Genomic DNA, 17,693 nt, shown 5'->3' with positions numbered 1-17,693 from the left:
CATGCAAATTATTTTAGCGAATCCACGAGGCTTTTGTGCCGGTGTTGATCGTGCTATTACTATCGTTGAACGAGCACTAGAGTTATTTGGTGCGCCAGTTTATGTCCGTCATGAAGTTGTTCATAACCGCTATGTGGTTAATCGCCTTAAAGAGTTAGGGGCTATTTTCATTGAAGAGATCAATGAGGTGCCAGACAATGCTATTTTAATTTTTTCAGCACATGGTGTGTCTAAAAGCGTTCGTGAAGAAGCCAAACAACGTCAACTTCGTATATTTGATGCTACTTGTCCATTAGTCACTAAAGTGCATATGGAAGTGGCTCGATCGAGTTATCGAGGTGAAGAAGTCATTTTAATTGGTCATGCTGGACATATTGAAGTCGATGGCACCATGGGGCAGTACAATAACCCAGAAGGTGGAATTTATCTGATCGAATCCATTGAAGATGTTGAAAAACTAAAAGTGAAAAACGAACAACACCTTTGTTTTACCACGCAAACCACACTATCAGTTGATGATACAGCTGAAATTATTGCTGCACTAAAAAAGCGTTTCCCAAATATCCGCAGCCCTCGTAAAAATGACATTTGTTACGCCACAACTAATCGCCAACAAGCGGTTAAACAGCTCGCTTCACAAGCAGATGTGGTATTAGTTGTTGGCTCTAAAAACTCGTCTAATTCAAATCGTTTAGCTGAACTCGCTAGACGCAATAGCAAGCATGCTTATTTAATTGATTTTGCCTCTGATATTGATCCCGCTTGGTTAACCAATGCCCGCACAATAGGAGTGACGGCAGGCGCTTCTGCACCCGATATTTTAGTCCAACAAGTTATCGATCGCTTAAAAAATTTAGGTTGTACAACACTCACCGAAACCGACGGTATTTTAGAAAATATTACGTTTGAAATACCTAAAGCACTTCGAATTGAAGTAAAAGCAAACTAACTGTTTAATTTGAGTGTTTTAGTTGCTCAAATTTTGCCAGTAGCTGATCATGGGTCTCGATATGCTCAGGATCAGCAATAATCGCATTTTGAATAGGACAAACACGTTGACAGGTTGAATGATCATAATAACCCACACATTCAGTACATTTATTGGGATCAATTTCGTAGGTGTCAAACCCCATCGAGATAGCCTCGTTCGGACACTCAGGTTCACACATATCACAATTAATACACTTAGAGGTTATTTTTAACGCCATTACTTTGTTTTTCTTAATCCACTTAAAAAATTTGCGCCATTATAACGCAATCCTTCATAAAACCTAAGATAAGATGCAGTAAGCAAATTCAAAATTAGTCTGTTTTATAAAAAAGGTAATGTATGAGTATACCTTTATCTAAGTAAGATAATATAAACTATTAGATTAGTTAAATGAGTATTTTTGTTGAAATTCAAAAATATCTTCCAAATTTTCATGCTACAACCAAAGAAAGCCTTATCACACTTAAAATTGCTTAAAATATTTTCATAATTATTACAATTTATTATCGTTAGTTATCAATGGCATTTGATTTTATACGATACAATGACGAAAAATTTTATAAAAAATAATAGGATGAAAAGATTGTCAAAGTTTTTAAAAATTAAAAATATTGCTATAACCTTTATTATATTAGCCATTATTTATCTTGTTTATTGGATTTTATCCCCTTCTGAAAAAGCAGTAAATTATATTACCGCACCAGTGACTAAAAGTAATATTGAAAAAACTGTTCTTGCCGATGGAACCATCAGTGCTTTTAAGCAAGTAAGCGTTGGTGCTCAGGTTTCTGGTCAAATCAAAAAATTATATGTGGAATTAGGCGATGAAGTTAAACAAGGCGATATGATTGCCGAAATAGATGATCTTAAACAAAATAATGATTTAAGACAGTCAGAAGCTTCATTAAATAGTTTAGAAGCTCAACGTAAATCGAAAAAAGCAAAATTAGTTAACTATCAACTTACTTACGATCGTCAATTAAAGTTAGTCAATAAAGGGGTTGGAATTCAATCCGATTTAGATGCCGCTAAAGCTGATCTTGATGGAATTAAAGCCGATATAGCAGCACTAGATGCAGATATTATCAGTGCTCAAGTTGCCGTTGATACCGCTAAAGTGAACTTAGGGTATACTAAAATTCGTTCGCCAATTGATGGTGTCATTGTGGCAATTCCGGTTGATCAAGGGCAAACTGTTAACTCTGTTCAAAGTGCGCCAACAATAGTCAAAGTTGCACAACTGGATAAAATGACCATTGAGGCACAAATTTCTGAAGCAGATGTGATTAATGTAAAAAAAGGCATGCCTGTTTATTTTACAATATTAGGCCAGCCCAATAAACGTTTTGAGGGATTAACACTACGAGCAATCGAGCCTGCACCAGACTCAATTAATACCGAAAGTTCATCTAACTCAAGTACCTCCTCTTCAACGACTAAAACAGCCATCTACTATAATGGTTTGTTTGATGTTGATAATCCAAATCACATTTTACGTATTTCGATGACAGCTCAAGTTTATATAGTGTTATCACAAGCTAAGGATGTGCTTACGATTCCATCACAAGCTATTGAAAAGAATTTAGATGACGATAAAGCTATTGTTTACGTACTTAATCAACATAATGATATTGAAGAGCGAAAAGTCAGTTTAGGTGTCAATAATAATGTTAATGTTGAAATCAAATCAGGGCTTAAAGAAGGAGAAGTCGTCATTGTAAGTAGTATCAATGGTGCACAACTCAATCCTAATGGACGGACCCCAAGGATAAGATTCTAATATGACAAATAATAACCCGCTGATTAAACTGGAAAATATAGTACGTGAATTCCCTGCTGGCGATTCAACCATAAAAGTGCTTAAAGGTATCAATTTGTCGATTAATGCTGGTGAAATGGTTGCCATTATTGGCGCTTCAGGATCGGGCAAATCAACTTTAATGAATATTTTGGGTTGTTTAGATAAACCCAGTTCGGGGGTTTATACTATTGGAGGTCGAACCACTAATCAATTATCCCCCGATGAATTAGCCGAATTACGTCGTGAACATTTTGGTTTTATCTTCCAACGTTATCATTTATTAAGTGCCCTTACTGCGCAAGGGAATGTCGAAATTCCAGCAATTTATGCTGGCGCATCTAATGAATTTAGGCAACAACGTGCTGTTGAAATTTTAACGCGATTAGGGTTAGAAGATAAAATCAATAACAAGCCGAATCAATTATCTGGCGGTCAGCAGCAACGAGTCAGTATTGCGCGAGCGTTAATCAATGGTGGGCAAGTGATTTTAGCCGACGAACCAACCGGCGCGCTAGATCGTAAAAGCGGTTTAGAAGTTATGGCAATATTGCGCGAACTTCATAAACAAGGCCATACTGTCATCATTGTGACTCACGATAGCAATATTGCCCAAAGTGCACAGCGCATTATAGAAATCAGTGATGGTAATATTATTTCAGATGCTAGTAATCCTAACTATCATGATGATGATGATAATCGACAAATAAAACAGATAGAAACAACCAAAACACAAGATAACTGGTTAGCCAAATACTATCGTTTTCGTGATGCATTTAATATGGCAATATTATCTATGTTATCGCAGCGACTACGTACTTTTTTAACCATGCTTGGTATTATTATTGGTATCGCTTCTGTTGTGTCAATGGTGGCATTAGGGCAAGGAACCAAGCAAAAAATTCTGTCTGACATTAATTCATTAGGAACAAGCACCTTAGAAATTTATGCTGGTAATGGATTTGGTGATCGTAATGCCGATAAAATCACAACATTGCGATCTTCTGATGCTGACTTTTTAGCCAAACAAAGTTTTGTCCATAGTACCACGCCTAACCTTTCAACTAGTGTCTATTTTCGCGTTAATAATTTGGCAGTAACAGGAACGGTTAATGGGGTTGGTGAACAGTATTTTACTGTACGTGGTTATAATATAACTAAAGGTAAAGCGTTTGATCACGCAAGTGTTCTGTCGTCCGCGCAAGATGCTGTCATCGATGAAAATACCGTTAATCGCTTATTTAATAATCAAGATCCAATTGGTAAAATTATTATGGTTGGGCAACTACCAGTTAAAGTCATTGGTATTGCAACTAAACAACAGCAAGGCTTTGGTAGTAATGAAAGCCTGAATATTTGGTTACCTTATACCACAGTGATCAATCGCATGGTTGGGCAAACATCATTAAAAAGCATTACTGTTAGAGTAAATGATAATGTTGATCTATCCGTAGCAGAACAAGCGATTAATAAGATTATGCTACAACGCCATGGCACTAAAGACTTTTTTATATTTAATTCCGATAGTATTCGTGAAACCGTGAATTCTTCAACATTGGTGTTAACATTATTAATCTCAACTATTGCGTTAATTTCACTGTTGGTTGGCGGTATTGGCGTAATGAATATTATGCTGGTGTCAGTCACAGAAAGAACGCGAGAAATTGGGGTAAGAATGGCGGTTGGTGCTCGCTCTAGTGATATTCTTCAACAATTTTTAATTGAAGCAGTGTTAGTCTGTTTAATTGGTGGTATTTTGGGAATTATACTATCATTTGTGGTTGGGCTGATTTTCAATTATTTTGTCTCTTTATTTGCTATGAGTTTTTCAATCATTTCAATTATTGCGGCATTTAGTTGTTCAAGTATCATTGGTATTATTTTTGGTTATTTTCCTGCCAAACGAGCGGCAAAACTTGATCCAATTTATGCACTAGAACGTGAATAATACTCCAATAAAATCCCTTTGCTGAAATAACTCAAACAAAGGGATTGATTAATTTACAGCTCGCTAATTGATTAATGCAATGAATATTTGCTATGTATCTATCAATTATTTAAACAGTAATAAATTACTCATTACTGTTTGCTTGTTTATCATGAGCTTTGACATTCGGATCTAAACCAACTAAAAAGGCTGTAACCCTCGCATAATCTTTAATAAATGCATCATCACTTGACACATCTAACCCTTTAGTATTGATATAGAATTTACGGTTAACAATCCAAGTTGGTATGGATGTTGGCTGCATTTCTTTAATAGCATTAGCTTGTTGCGCCATAAAAGCTTTAACTAAAAAGCTGTCTTTGGTTTTATCATAAGTTTCAGAATCCACACCGAGTTCAGCAAATACAGCTTTAATATCATCTGGCGTTTTTATACTACGATCTTTTTGTACTGCATTATACAGTGCTGGTGAAACTTTATCTTCAATACCAAGTACATTAGCAATCGCCCATGCTTGAGCTAAATCTTGAGCAAGTGGACCAAAATCCAATAAATGATAACGTTTAATTTTGATATCTTGAGGGATAGCTTTAGCTATAACTTGTGAACCATGATATTGGTTTTCAAATCTATAGCAACTAGGACAATTAAACGAAAAAAATTCGATCACTTCTTTGTCTGGCGATGGATTAGTGGGTAATACAATATATTGTTTATCCACTTCAATCGGAGCTTGAGTCGTCGCCGGAGCGGCTGTTTGCGATGCGTCTGTTTTTGCATTAGAAGGCGCTTCATCAGCAAAACAATTTACCGAAAACAGTAATACTCCCATAGCAATAAGCGTTTTTTTCATTTAACTAATTCTCCTTATTCTTTAATGATGCCGCGAGCTTTTAATAGTGCGGTTTTAAAATCTTCTTCATAATCTTTTTTTAGTCCGGGAATGACTTCACTTTTATCAGCATCGCGCATCTTTAAGTGATAGATTAACACTTCATCGCCCAGATCTTTTAAATCGCCCTCGAAGCCAGCTTCCTGACCGAGTTTAACTAAAAATTGTAACAAACTGAGATCTGAATCATTTTCCCAAGCTGACTTTAATAATTCCATTACTTCATCAATACGATGACATTTCATAAATTATACCTTTTTTGAATCTTCAAACCCATTGAAGATGATGATTTAATATTTTATTTTGATATTGTGTTACTCATTAGTTTAAGCATAACACTATTGATAAAAACAATTTATCAAAATAAATGATGTAAACATGTTTAATTGAATTTATCAATTATTCCATACCTGAAAAACCATTACAGATATATTTCATTTTCCAATTACAACACTTGATTACTTAATCTAAGTATGAAGACTATGTTATAAATTGTACGATTTAAAATAACTTTGCTATATAGTAATGTTATTTTGTGTTTTGGCAATGTAAAAGAGAAATAATTTATGCAGAAAAGCGCTATTACCGCAATCATTTTAGCTGGAGGTCAAAGCTCACGCATGAATGGTGAAGACAAAGGCTTAATCTTATTAAATGACAAAGCGCTTTATCAACATGTTATTGATCGCATTGCGCCTCAAGTCGGCACACTAATGATCAATTGCAATCGTCATTTAGATCAATATCAAAAAGCAGGTTATGCCATATTTAGTGATGATTTAGAGGGTTTTTTAGGACCACTTTCGGGCATCTATAGCGGATTACGTCGGACCAATACCGATTGGAACTTATTTGTTAGTTGTGATACCCCTTATTTACCCAAGGATTTAATTGCCCGTTTAGCAAAATATACGACCAATTATAGCGCTATCTACCCTTTTGATGGCAAATACGCTCATCCAACGATTTTACTTATACATCGTTGTGTACTTGTACAATTAGAACAATATTTAGCACTAGGGAACCGCAAACTAATGCTATTTTTGCAGCAAGTACAAGCTAAAGCCGTAGATTTTAGTGATACGCCAACATCTTTTGTGAATATTAATACCTATGACGAATTAGCCAACGCACATTTATCCTAAATCAAATTTTACGATAACCATGAATGCAATAGTCTATCTAACCTATCAATTTCATCTATTTGAGTTGACCATGAAGTACAAAAACGTAAACAGCAGTTATGGTCATCGATAGGACCTAAATTATCAACCGCATAATGAGCAATAATCTTTTCAGCCAGTTGGTTGGGAAAATTAACAAATAGTTGGTTAGTTTGTGGTTTGCTGGCAAATGTTAATCCAGCTTTTTCAAAAACAATTTTTAGTTTATCGGCCATATTATTACTGTGTTGCCCTAACTGGAAGTACAAATCATTTTGCATCAACTCATTCATCTGTACAGCAACAATCCAGCTTTTTGCTAATATTGCACCTTTTTGCTTCATACTAAAACGAAAGTCTTGATTAATAGATAGATTATTAAAAATAACCATTTCACCAGCAAACGCCCCGACTTTGGTTCCACCAATATAAAATACATCAGTGTATTTAGCTAAATCAGGCAAAGTCAGATCATTATCTTTTGCTGCCAATGCCATCGCTAGGCGGGCACCATCTAAATAGAGAAAAAGGCGATTTTTTTGGCAATATTGATAAAGATTTTTAAGATCTTGCTGACTATATATTGTGCCTAATTCAGTGGTATTAGAGATGTAAATAAGCTTACATATGTTCATCACTATGATGAAATAATACAGGTTCTATCAATTCCGGCGTAAGTTTTCCATCAGCTGTTGGCACCGAGATTACTTTATGCCCTGTCGCTTCAATCGCTCCGGTTTCATGCACGTTGATGTGTCCGGTATTCGCGGCAATTACGGCTTGATAGGGTTTTAAAATATGTGAAATGACCGTTAGATTGGTTATTGTGCCACCAGGCATAAAATGCACATCAGCATGAGGAGATTGTAATCGTTTTTGGATATTTGTTATAGCTTGTTTGCAATATTCATCTAAACCATAACCCGCTAATTTCTTATTATTAATAGCAATAAAACTTTCTAACAAACTGGGGTGAACAGTTTGATTGTAATCATTCAAAAAATCGTTCATATTATTCTCTTTTTGAACATCTGCTGCAAAAAATCATGTAATATTGTTTATCTATCGAATATGGTACATTAACATAAACTAGTGATGAATAAAAAAAAGATTATCGGAATTTGTGGTTATAGCGGTAGTGGCAAAACTACATTGTTAAAACAGGTTATTCCACTACTTATTAAACAGGGCGTTAATGTAGGCTCATTAAAACATGCCCATCATGACATCGAGTTAGACATCCCTGGTAAAGATAGTTATGAATTGCGTAAGGCCGGCTCAGTACAAACAGCCATCGTATGCGATAATCGTTATGCAATTATTCATGAAACGCCCAATAAACCAGCAGATCTGACTACACTGATAAATCAGTTTACAGATGTAGACATCATATTAATTGAAGGATTTAAACACGAAAAAATACCTAAAATTATCTGTCATCGTCAAACCATTAGTCATCCCGTTTTTATCGATGACTTTACGCTTGCTATCGCCAGTGATAACCAATTAGATATATCGATTCCATTGCTAGATATCAATCAACCACAACAAGTTGTGAAGTTTATACTCGATTACCTATTTAACTGATCTAATGATGATGTTCTTATTGGCAAGAATTGATTATTCGTTAATAACTTATTATTTTTATTGGTAATAAAATAGCATTCATTTAGTAAAGTTAATTTTTTATAGCGATGTAACTCATTTACTAGCTTGTTTAACATAAATAGCCAATTGAAAAATGAAAGATTGATATTCCAAACAAAAATTTATAAACATTAAATAAAACAATGTAAATGATATGTTAATATAGCTAACCTTTAGCTATATCCTGATTTAAGCAATATGCATCCATTATTAAAAAAGATATTAATCAAAACAAGAAACGTAGTTATTGGATTAATGCTGTTATCTATTTTTCTCATTTTAATAATGCGTTGGATCGATCCGATTGGCTCAATGTTAATGGTGGAAAGAAAAATTGTTAATTGGGGCATCACACAACAGCGGGAATGGAAAAATTGGGATGCAATTTCAGACAATATTAAAATCGCAGTTATTGCTTCAGAAGATCAGAACTTTGCAACACACTGGGGCTTTGATTTTGATGCAATTAATCGAGCATTGAAACATAATCAAAATGCAAAAAAAATTCGTGGCGCAAGCACTATTACCCAACAAGTAGCTAAAAATATTTTTTTATGGCCATCACGAAGTTGGCTACGTAAAGCAATAGAATCTTGGTTTACTATCTGGATTGAGTTAATTTGGTCAAAACAAAGAACCCTTGAAATCTATTTAAATAGTGTAGAATGGGGTGAGGGGATTTTTGGCATTGAAGCAGCATCTCGTTATTATTTTAATGTCAGTGCAAATCAATTAACGCCTTATCAAGCGAGTTTACTTGCAGCAACGTTACCTAATCCAAGAAAATGGAGCCCAGCCACCCCCACAAACTATGTCCAAAAAAAAGCAGAATGGATTCGAGCGCAAATGGCTAATCTTGGTGGTAAAAATTATTTAAAACAGATGGAGTAAAAACTGTTTTAAATTAATGTCTGAATAAATTCGGGTACCACCTGACTTGCTGGGCCATAAATTTTAGTTTGAAATAAACTTTCGCCTAAGCTTGGCTCTAAATTAAGTTCAATCGTTTTAGCACCGGATTGATTAGCAATTTGAACAAAACCGGCAGCAGGATAGACATTGCCCGATGTGCCAATTGAAATAAAATAATCTGCTTGTGATAATGCATCATAAATTTGATCCATCTGTAATGGAATTTCACCAAACCAAACAATATGCGGCCGTATTAATTTATTTTGTTGATAATTAATATCGTTGAAACAGTCAATAATTTCTCCGGTTTTTTCATTACGCGCTTTTAATAATTCGCCATGCATATGAATAATATTTTTCGATCCAGCTTGTTCATGTAAGTTATCAACATTTTGAGTTACAACCAATACATTATTTGAACCGAGTTTTTGTTCTAACTCAGCCAGTGCAATATGAGCTTGATTCGGTTTTACCGATGGATCTTGCAATTTTCTTCGTAACATATTGTAAAAATTATGCACCGCAATGGGATCACGACGGTAACCTTCATAAGTGGCAACATCATTAACATCATAACCTTCCCATAATCCATTTTGGGCTCGAAAGGTTGATAACCCCGATTCGGCTGAAATGCCAGCCCCTGTTAAAATGACAATTTTGGGCGTTTTTAACATATCTATTTTCCTTTTTATTGATAAGTTAAATAATCTACTAGGATATAAAAGATTATTGGCTATATTCGGTGGTAAATATATGTAAGGCTGGTTGGCTTAATTTTTGATATTGGCTGTAAGCACTTGCTACTTTAAGCCTTATTTCATCTTTTGATTCACCATCCAACCAACTGTTAATCATAGCATGAATACTATAAGCTTCTGGCGCCATACGGTGCAAGGTTAAGATCAATGGATTAATACCTAAATGAGATAGTGGTGGAGTAAAATATTTCTGACTTTTACAAGCAAATACAGCAGCATAACGCGATTTTTGCTTTTCTCGTTGAGTTTTAGATAATGTGCTCCAACGCCAACTACCTGGTAAATAACTGCGCCAAGATGGCGTTTCCATTAATGCGTTATGCCCAATATAAACAACAAGATCAGCGTTACCACCAGCATTGATTTGTTTTTTATCTACTGATAATGACAGCGAATTTTTTCCCGCAGAATAGTCAATAAAATCATTTACCGTATCATCAATATATTTACCATCATAGGCTTGAGCAATAAGGTAAACATCTTGATTTTGATGTTTATATATTATCTCTTCTAATATTTTACCATCATTAGGCTTATTAACTTGTATAACTTGCCACTCTTTTTGCTTAGCAAAATAGGTTTTAAAACCGTAAGCCGCGCCCCAATAGAGATTATTTTTGGGATCTTGACCATTACCAATCGCAGCTGGAACTGGCGCTATACCTTGATATTTGTTATCACATAATGCGACCAGAACATGAATAACTTTTGTGTCGGCTAAACATGAAAAAGATAAAAAAAACGATAAGAATGATATCAACCATAAATAAGGACTAATTTTGTTCATAATTGATACTTTCCTCATCAATTTCATATTTAACTATAACTAAATTTTATACATCACTTTGCAAGAAATACATTTCAGCATACCGGCAGCATTCTGTTTAATCAATGTATCTTTCCAGATTTTATTCTTTCGCTAAGTAACACCGTTTTGACCAATAAAGGTATTTTTCATCATTATAATAAGTACATTGATTTTCTTGATTATACTATAATTATTTTAAAGTTAATGCGAGTCGACATTTCATACAATTTGTAAAATTTTATCAGTCAAATTATAGCGCATTCAATTGACATAATTATAAAAAATAGCCATATTTAAGCCAAAAGGTAAAACATATCCATTATTAGGAAAAGTTTCAAAGCTGTGGTTAGCGCTTGCTATGATGTCTAGTTCTAAATAGATTGCTAACTAGTATGTGAAATAGCTAATATTGACCAATATCCTCACCAAATGAAAGCATCATGGGATCAATAACGCCTCATTTTTGAATTGATTTGCCAACCAGTCGACAAAAAGAGAAGCACCAAGTAAATAGTAAGGTAATCAACATTGGTTTACGCTTAACCATATAGCTTAATGTGATAACTTGAAAGCGGTTTCCTTATAAATTTTATGGTTGTAATGTAAAAAATAAATAAACTGCTTTATGTTATCTACTTTTAAATAAAAACAATAACCATGTTAAATAAATAGCGTGAACCCTCGCTTAACGATCAAAAGTTGATATTAATTAACTTTACAGATGATATAATATTATCAATTAGTTAACTAAATTTTCAATGAAATCATAAGTTTTTATAAGGTATTTTTAAATGAAAACAATTGGCTTAATCGGCGGTATGAGTTGGGAAAGTACCGTTACCTATTATCAAGTAATTAATCAAATGGTAGCAAAATCATTAGGGGGGTTACATTCAGCGAAAACGCTATTATATAGCGTAGATTTTCAAGAAATTGAATTATGCCAAGCCAATGGTGAGTGGGATAAAAGTGCACTGATTTTAATTGATGCAGCCAAAAAATTACAAATAGCAGGTGCAGATTTTATTGTCATTTGTACCAATACTATGCATAAAGTCGCAGATCAGATTCAAGCAGCAATTACTATTCCAATTATTCATATTGCAGATGTCACAGCTAAAAAATTGATTCAACAAGGTATTAAAACTGTAGCATTGTTAGGGACTAAATACACAATGGAGCAAGATTTTTATAAATCAAAATTGATTGACCAAGGCTTAATAGTATTAATACCGGATCAAGAAGATAGAAATGTTGTTAACCAAATTATTTACGATGAACTTTGTAAAGGGATTATTAAACCTGCATCTAAACAAGCTTACTTAACAATTGTTGATAAATTAGTTGAACGCGGAGCACAAGGTGTGATTTTAGGCTGCACAGAAATTGGTTTATTAATATCACAATCAGATCGAAATATCCCTTTTTTTGATACAGCCTTAATTCATGCAGAAGCCGCCGCTATGCTAGCAATAAGTCACTAAGCATTATCATTAGTATCGTTAATATATTCCAAAATATCACCAGGTTGGCAATCTAAATATTCACAGATTGCCTCAAGTGTGGCTAATCTAAAACCTTTCACTTTACCTTGTTTAAGCAAAGATAAATTTTGTTCCGTAATACCGATAGCCATAGCTAAATCTTTAGATTTTACTTTTCGTTTAGCGAGCATTACATCTAGATTTATAGTAATTGGCATGTTTAATTCCCCTATACAAACTGCTGATTTTCTTCCGCTAGTTGGCATGCTTTTTTTAATATTTGTCCAATAACCATAATACTGATAGCTGGGAACAATACCATAATATCATCACTTGTAAACGAAAAAGAAAAATAACGTTCAGCTTGGTTGAAACTTAAAATTAAAGTTAACAAAGGCTCAGATAAAATACTAACAATAGACCAGATGACTAACATTTTACCAAAAATATAGCAGTGATTAGCTGACCTTTCTGAAAAGAAATCAGATTGACTGTATTTTAAAAAAAGTAATCGCAACTGATAAAATGCATAAATTAAAATAAAGATTTCTACAGTATCAATTAACGTTGCTAAAAAAGCCTGCCAAGGCTCGAGTTCAGTTGGATCAACATCAACACTGTTAGATATAAAAAAAGAATATCCTCCTGATGCTAATCCAATATTTTCAATATTAAAAAAGTAATAAAGTAGTGGCGATAATGCACCAATCAACATAACTATGATAATAAGGGTTGTTAATAGTACCATAAATCGACAATATTGATTTAAGCGTAAGTTTGATCGAGCTAATGTTGTGTTCATATTTATTTCCTTTTTTATAAAGATTGAGCACAGTCTAGCCTATAAAAATAGAAATAACAATAATAAATTAAAGTGAAACGATAATTTTTTATCGTTTAATATTTATTTAAAATAAAATAGCAAAATCAATAGTGAGTAAAATTTAGTTATAAAAAAACCTTACTTTGTTACAAGTAAGGTTCAGGAAGTTAACATTAACGAAAAAAAATTATGCTTCGATTGCAACTCGTAATTTTTTCATTGCATTTTTTTCGAGTTGACGAATACGTTCAGCAGAAACACTATACTTATCAGCTAAAACTTGCAAAGTTGATTTACTATCGTCGGAATCTAACCAACGTGCTTTAATAATATCCTGACTTCGTTCATCCAATTGTGATAAAGCATCATGCAATTTATCTGTTGCGTCATTTTCCCAATTATCATTTTCAATTGATTTTGAGAAATCAGAATTACTATCTTCTAGATAAAGTGCTGGAGCAACAATAGAATTATCATCGTCATCACTATCTACATCAAATGACATATCTTGAGCAGACATTCGCGATTCCATTTCAAGGACATCTTTAGGTGTTACGCCAAGTTCATCTGCCACCATATCAACTTCTGCATTATTAAACCAACCTAAGCGTTGTTTATTCTTTCTTAAATTAAAAAATAATTTTCTTTGTGCTTTTGTGGTTGCAACTTTAACAATTCGCCAATTTTTAAGCACATACTCATGAATTTCAGCTTTTATCCAGTGTACAGCAAAAGAAACTAATCGAACCCCCATTTCAGGGTTAAAACGACGTACAGCTTTCATTAATCCAATATTACCTTCTTGAATCAAATCTGCTTGTGGTAAACCATACCCAGAATAACCTCGAGCAATATGCGCAACAAAGCGCAAATGAGATAAGATTAATTGTCGTGCAGCATCAACATCATCATGATAATAAAGTTTTTCACCTAACGATTTTTCTTCTTCTGCTGTTAACATCGGATAGGTGTTAATCATACGAAGGTATGATTCTATATTGCCTTGTGGGATTAAAGCACTTACTGGCATTTTTAAATCAGTACTCATTTAATTCCCTCCTTCATTTAAACTGATTTTGTTGCATAATTTTATGTATGCAACAATTTAAATTCTAACTGTTATATTAGACTACAAAAAAGTCAATTAGTTCACATTTTAATAAAATTTTTAACAATAAGTAACTATCTTATTTTTGTAATTAAGTAATGTACATTACTTTCAAATATTTTTTAGTCGCGATCAAGGCTGAAAGCCATCCAATAATTATTGAGAACAAAATAATTAATACACTTTCATCCCATGACAGTCCTTCTAAAGTAAATTTTGTTCCAAAAACAGTTGAAACGTGCAAAATAATTGAGTCAATTTGCCAAATGAATATTTTGGATAATATTAATGCAAGTACTGCACTGATAAACCCAATAAAAATCCCATTATACAAAAAAGGTCTTAATATAAAACCTTCAGTAGCACCAATTAATTGCATCACCAAAATCGTTTGTCTACGGGAAAAGATACTTAATCTAATACTATTGCCAATAACAAGTGATACAGCAATAATCATGAAAATCGAAATTGTCCAGACTATTGATTTTACCATGTCTGTCAATGCCATTAATCGCGTAAACCAGCTATCATCAAGTTGTACATCATCAACCCCTTCTATTTTCATGATTTGTGATTGTAATCCATGTAATATGCTAGTTTGCTTAGCCTCTTCTTTAGGAAAAATAATAGCAACAGCAGGTAAAGGGTTTTCATCTAACAGATCAAGTGCTGTTGCAAAACCAGACCAAGTTTTAAATTCTTCTCGTGTATCATCTCGTGAAAGATAATCTATTTTCTCAACTTCCGAGTATGTTTTAAATTTACTGATTAATTCTTTAGTTTGTTCTGCCGTAAGTGATTTGTTGATATACACAGTTAAGTTTGGAGTTGGATACCATTGATGCGCTGCTTGATTTGCATTTTTCCACAACAAATAACTAATCGTTGGCAATGTTATTGAAATTGCAATGACAAAAATTGTCAATATTGAAGCAAAAATATGCTGACGAAAATCATTAAATACGTTATGCCATGCATAACTAATTTGTCTTTTCCATCGGGATAAAAAGTTATTTTTATTTTTCGATTTTGACTTAATAGTGTTAATGTTAGCGTTTATCATTATGTTATTCCTCTAAACGCCCTTGATTTAAATTTAGTATTCGATGGTGTTTACGACGAATAAGCCCCATATTATGGGTTGCCATTAATACGGTGACACCTGCTTGGTTAAACTCTTCAAATAGCTTTAAAATATCTTTCGAAAGTTTATCATCTAGGTTACCGGTTGGTTCATCGGCTAATAAGACGCTTGGACGATTAACAATGGCACGCGCTATTCCCACGCGCTGTTGTTCACCACCTGATAACTGTATAGGATAGAATTTCATTTTATCTATCAAACCGACTTTATCGAGCGCGGCCGAAACACGCCTACGAATTTCTTCGATAGGTTTTCCTAAAATAATTAATGGAATAGCCACATTATCATAAACGGTGTGATCCATTAATAATTGGTGATCTTGAAAAATCATCCCAATTGTGCGGCGTAAAAACGGCATATCTTGTTTTTTCAAGCTAGATACATTGATACCATTTAATAATACTTTGCCGTCATTAGCTTTTTCTAATCCACAAATTAAACGCATCAAAGTACTTTTACCTGCACCAGAGTGACCTGTTAAAAATGCCATTTCTCCGGATAATAATGTAAAGTTTATATTTTGAAGGGCGGGCTTTCCACCCGAGTAAACTTTACTTACATGCTGGAATTGGATCATGAGTTCTCTCTATTCATCTGTTTGTTCAAACAGCGCATTAATAAAATCATCAGCAACAAAAGGTCTTAAATCTTCAATTTTTTCACCAACACCGATGTAACGGATTGGAATATTAAATTGATCAGCAATGCTAAATATAATACCACCTTTCGCCGTACCATCTAATTTAGTTAATGTCATTCCTGTTACACCAACAGCTTCATTAAATAATTTAGTTTGGCTAATAGCATTTTGGCCTGTTCCTGCATCTATTGTTAACATGATTTCATGTGGAGCTGTCTCATCTTGTTTTTTAATCACTCTAACTATTTTTTTCAATTCATCCATTAGATGTGATTTATTTTGTAAACGACCTGCTGTATCGGCAATTAAGACATCTATTTTTTTTGCCTTTGCTGCTTGTATTGCATCAAAAATAACTGAGGCAGAATCGGCATTAACATGCTGTGCAATAACGGGGATATTATTTCGCTCACCCCAAACTTGTAATTGCTCAACAGCTGCTGCACGAAAGGTATCGCCTGCAGCAAGCATCACTGATTTACCTTGTTGTTGAAATTGACGAGCTAATTTACCAATTGTCGTTGTTTTACCAACACCATTTACCCCTACCATTAAAATAACAAATGGTTTATGACTTTCAATATCAAGCGGTTGATCAACCCCGTCTAAAATAGACTTCATTTCATGTTTTAAAATTTCATGAAGTGCATCTGCATCTTTTAACTCTTTTCTTGAGGCTTGTTGTGTTAATGAGCTTATTAATTTTTGTGTAGTATCAAATCCTACATCTGCAATAATCAGTTGTTCTTCTAGTTCTTCAAATAATTCATCGTCAATTTTTTTGCCTTTGAATAAATTTAAAAAACCCGATCCAATATTTTGTTTAGTCTTGAAAAGACCTTTTTTTAAACGAGCAAAGAAACCTTCTTTTTTTTGTTCAACCATAAATAAATTGTCCCATGAGCATAACTGATAATCATTTTATCTTATTTTAGAATAAACCCCAATGATTCAATAAATGTGAATAATATTATTGAGTTATATTATTATAAAATAATGATAATAAGTGATGATTTAGTATTTATTAATGTGATCTATTTAAGCCTAAAGATCATTTACGCTGATAGATTGCCATTCACCTAACGGCAGATGCTGAGTAAATAGATTATAATTGCCAATTTGAACACGTATTAAACGTAAACAAGGATAACCAACCGCAGCACACATTCTTCTAACTTGACGATTTTTTCCTTCCGTAATAGTTAAACTTAGCCAAGAAGTAGGAATAGCTTTACGTTCACGAATAGGGGGAACGCGTTGCCATAGATTAGTCGGCGCTTCCAGCTTAGTCGCTATAGCTGCGGCAGTATAGAACTCTTTTAACTGAACACCTTGAGCGAGTTTATCTATAGCTTGTTGACTAATTACGCCTTCAACTTGTACCCAATAAGTTTTTGGTAATTTAAATTTTGGTGAGCTGATTTTTGACTGCAACTTACCATCATTGGTCAGTAATAATAATCCTTCACTGTCAGTATCCAGTCGACCTGCGGGGTAAAATTTGGGTAATGAAATAAAATCTTTTAATGTTTGATATTTTTCATGGGGAGAAAATTGCGTAATTACATTGTACGGTT

The 17,693-nt window shown here is 33.7% G+C and carries 20 protein-coding genes and 1 pseudogene; 7 read left to right on the top strand and 14 right to left on the bottom strand.

The window, feature by feature from the left end; genetic code table 11:
• Position 1 precedes the first annotated feature (1 nt).
• Positions 2-949: a 4-hydroxy-3-methylbut-2-enyl diphosphate reductase gene (gene ispH, locus J3U59_RS11270; protein WP_267334393.1), complete on the top strand. Its 948-nt coding sequence runs from the start codon at positions 2-4 to the stop codon at positions 947-949.
• 4 nt (positions 950-953) lie between these two features.
• Here ispH and J3U59_RS11265 read toward each other — a convergent pair whose 3' ends face one another.
• Entirely contained in the window at positions 954-1,208 is a 255-nt protein-coding gene (locus tag J3U59_RS11265) for a YfhL family 4Fe-4S dicluster ferredoxin (protein WP_267334395.1), read from the bottom strand.
• A gap of 357 nt (positions 1,209-1,565) precedes the next feature.
• On the opposite strand from J3U59_RS11265, the gene J3U59_RS11260 reads away from it, so the two are divergent.
• Positions 1,566-2,771 (top strand): efflux RND transporter periplasmic adaptor subunit, encoded by a 1,206-nt coding sequence (locus tag J3U59_RS11260; protein ID WP_416379613.1) that lies wholly within the window; start codon positions 1,566-1,568, stop codon positions 2,769-2,771.
• Between the two features lies 1 nt (position 2,772).
• Positions 2,773-4,737 (top strand): MacB family efflux pump subunit, encoded by a 1,965-nt coding sequence (locus J3U59_RS11255; protein WP_267334399.1) that lies wholly within the window; start codon positions 2,773-2,775, stop codon positions 4,735-4,737.
• A 124-nt stretch (positions 4,738-4,861) separates the two neighbouring features.
• On the opposite strand, the gene J3U59_RS11250 is transcribed toward J3U59_RS11255, so the two are convergent.
• Both J3U59_RS11250 and J3U59_RS11245 read right to left on the bottom strand, forming a co-directional pair.
• Positions 4,862-5,590, bottom strand: a complete 729-nt coding sequence (locus J3U59_RS11250; protein WP_267334401.1) for a DsbA family protein — start codon at positions 5,588-5,590, stop codon at positions 4,862-4,864.
• 14 nt (positions 5,591-5,604) lie between these two features.
• On the bottom strand, positions 5,605-5,874 hold the full coding sequence (locus J3U59_RS11245) for a YihD family protein (protein WP_065633215.1): 270 nt from the start codon (positions 5,872-5,874) through the stop codon (positions 5,605-5,607).
• Positions 5,875-6,195: 321 nt separating this feature from the next.
• Between J3U59_RS11245 and mobA the strand changes: the two genes are divergently transcribed.
• The gene (gene mobA, locus J3U59_RS11240) at positions 6,196-6,774 is read left to right on the top strand and encodes a molybdenum cofactor guanylyltransferase MobA (RefSeq protein WP_267334404.1); all 579 of its coding nucleotides are present in this window, start codon (positions 6,196-6,198) and stop codon (positions 6,772-6,774) included.
• 8 nt (positions 6,775-6,782) lie between these two features.
• Here mobA and J3U59_RS11235 read toward each other — a convergent pair whose 3' ends face one another.
• Positions 6,783-7,427, bottom strand: coding sequence for a threonine aldolase family protein (locus J3U59_RS11235; RefSeq protein WP_267334406.1), 645 nt, complete (start codon positions 7,425-7,427; stop codon positions 6,783-6,785).
• A complete protein-coding gene (locus J3U59_RS11230) occupies positions 7,414-7,803 on the bottom strand; it encodes a beta-eliminating lyase-related protein (protein WP_267334408.1) in 390 nt (129 codons plus the stop codon). Before J3U59_RS11230 ends, J3U59_RS11235 begins: the two co-directional genes overlap by 14 nt.
• A gap of 84 nt (positions 7,804-7,887) precedes the next feature.
• On the opposite strand from J3U59_RS11230, the gene mobB reads away from it, so the two are divergent.
• On the top strand, positions 7,888-8,379 hold the full coding sequence (mobB, locus tag J3U59_RS11225; protein ID WP_267334410.1) for a molybdopterin-guanine dinucleotide biosynthesis protein B: 492 nt from the start codon (positions 7,888-7,890) through the stop codon (positions 8,377-8,379).
• A 258-nt stretch (positions 8,380-8,637) separates the two neighbouring features.
• Positions 8,638-9,330 carry a monofunctional biosynthetic peptidoglycan transglycosylase gene (gene mtgA, locus J3U59_RS11220; protein WP_267334412.1) on the top strand — a complete coding sequence of 231 codons (693 nt, stop codon included), beginning with the start codon at positions 8,638-8,640 and terminating at the stop codon, positions 9,328-9,330.
• An 8-nt stretch (positions 9,331-9,338) separates the two neighbouring features.
• Here mtgA and cobB read toward each other — a convergent pair whose 3' ends face one another.
• Both cobB and J3U59_RS11210 read right to left on the bottom strand, forming a co-directional pair.
• Complete coding sequence (gene cobB / locus J3U59_RS11215; RefSeq protein WP_065633219.1) at positions 9,339-10,025, bottom strand: Sir2 family NAD+-dependent deacetylase; 687 nt, start codon at positions 10,023-10,025, stop codon at positions 9,339-9,341.
• Positions 10,026-10,077: 52 nt separating this feature from the next.
• The gene (locus tag J3U59_RS11210; RefSeq protein WP_267334414.1) at positions 10,078-10,896 is read right to left on the bottom strand and encodes a hypothetical protein; all 819 of its coding nucleotides are present in this window, start codon (positions 10,894-10,896) and stop codon (positions 10,078-10,080) included.
• A gap of 812 nt (positions 10,897-11,708) precedes the next feature.
• Here J3U59_RS11210 and J3U59_RS11205 point away from each other — a divergent pair.
• A complete protein-coding gene (locus tag J3U59_RS11205) occupies positions 11,709-12,401 on the top strand; it encodes an aspartate/glutamate racemase family protein (protein ID WP_267334416.1) in 693 nt (230 codons plus the stop codon).
• On the opposite strand, the gene J3U59_RS11200 is transcribed toward J3U59_RS11205, so the two are convergent.
• The 7 genes and pseudogenes from J3U59_RS11200 to J3U59_RS11170 all read right to left on the bottom strand — a co-directional run.
• Entirely contained in the window at positions 12,398-12,619 is a 222-nt protein-coding gene (locus J3U59_RS11200) for a helix-turn-helix domain-containing protein (protein ID WP_267334418.1), read from the bottom strand. The genes J3U59_RS11205 and J3U59_RS11200 overlap by 4 nt on opposite strands.
• 11 nt (positions 12,620-12,630) lie before the next feature.
• Entirely contained in the window at positions 12,631-13,203 is a 573-nt protein-coding gene (locus tag J3U59_RS11195; RefSeq protein WP_267334420.1) for a DUF2975 domain-containing protein, read from the bottom strand.
• 208 nt (positions 13,204-13,411) lie between these two features.
• Positions 13,412-14,272 (bottom strand): RNA polymerase sigma factor RpoH, encoded by an 861-nt coding sequence (gene rpoH / locus J3U59_RS11190; protein ID WP_065633225.1) that lies wholly within the window; start codon positions 14,270-14,272, stop codon positions 13,412-13,414.
• Positions 14,273-14,423: 151 nt separating this feature from the next.
• Positions 14,424-15,395: a permease-like cell division protein FtsX gene (ftsX, locus tag J3U59_RS11185; RefSeq protein ID WP_267334422.1), complete on the bottom strand. Its 972-nt coding sequence runs from the start codon at positions 15,393-15,395 to the stop codon at positions 14,424-14,426.
• Between the two features lie 4 nt (positions 15,396-15,399).
• On the bottom strand, positions 15,400-16,053 hold the full coding sequence (gene ftsE / locus J3U59_RS11180) for a cell division ATP-binding protein FtsE (RefSeq protein WP_065633227.1): 654 nt from the start codon (positions 16,051-16,053) through the stop codon (positions 15,400-15,402).
• Positions 16,054-16,062: 9 nt separating this feature from the next.
• Positions 16,063-16,986: pseudogene (gene ftsY, locus J3U59_RS11175) on the bottom strand (signal recognition particle-docking protein FtsY); the annotation flags it as partial.
• Between the two features lie 174 nt (positions 16,987-17,160).
• The coding region (locus J3U59_RS11170) for a pseudouridine synthase (RefSeq protein WP_267334426.1) at positions 17,161-17,693 on the bottom strand (533 nt) is incomplete at its 5' end.

Source organism: Gilliamella sp. B3783 (assembly GCF_026536125.1).
Lineage (GTDB): Bacteria > Pseudomonadota > Gammaproteobacteria > Enterobacterales > Orbaceae > Gilliamella.
This window is presented reverse-complemented; position numbering and strand designations above follow the sequence as displayed.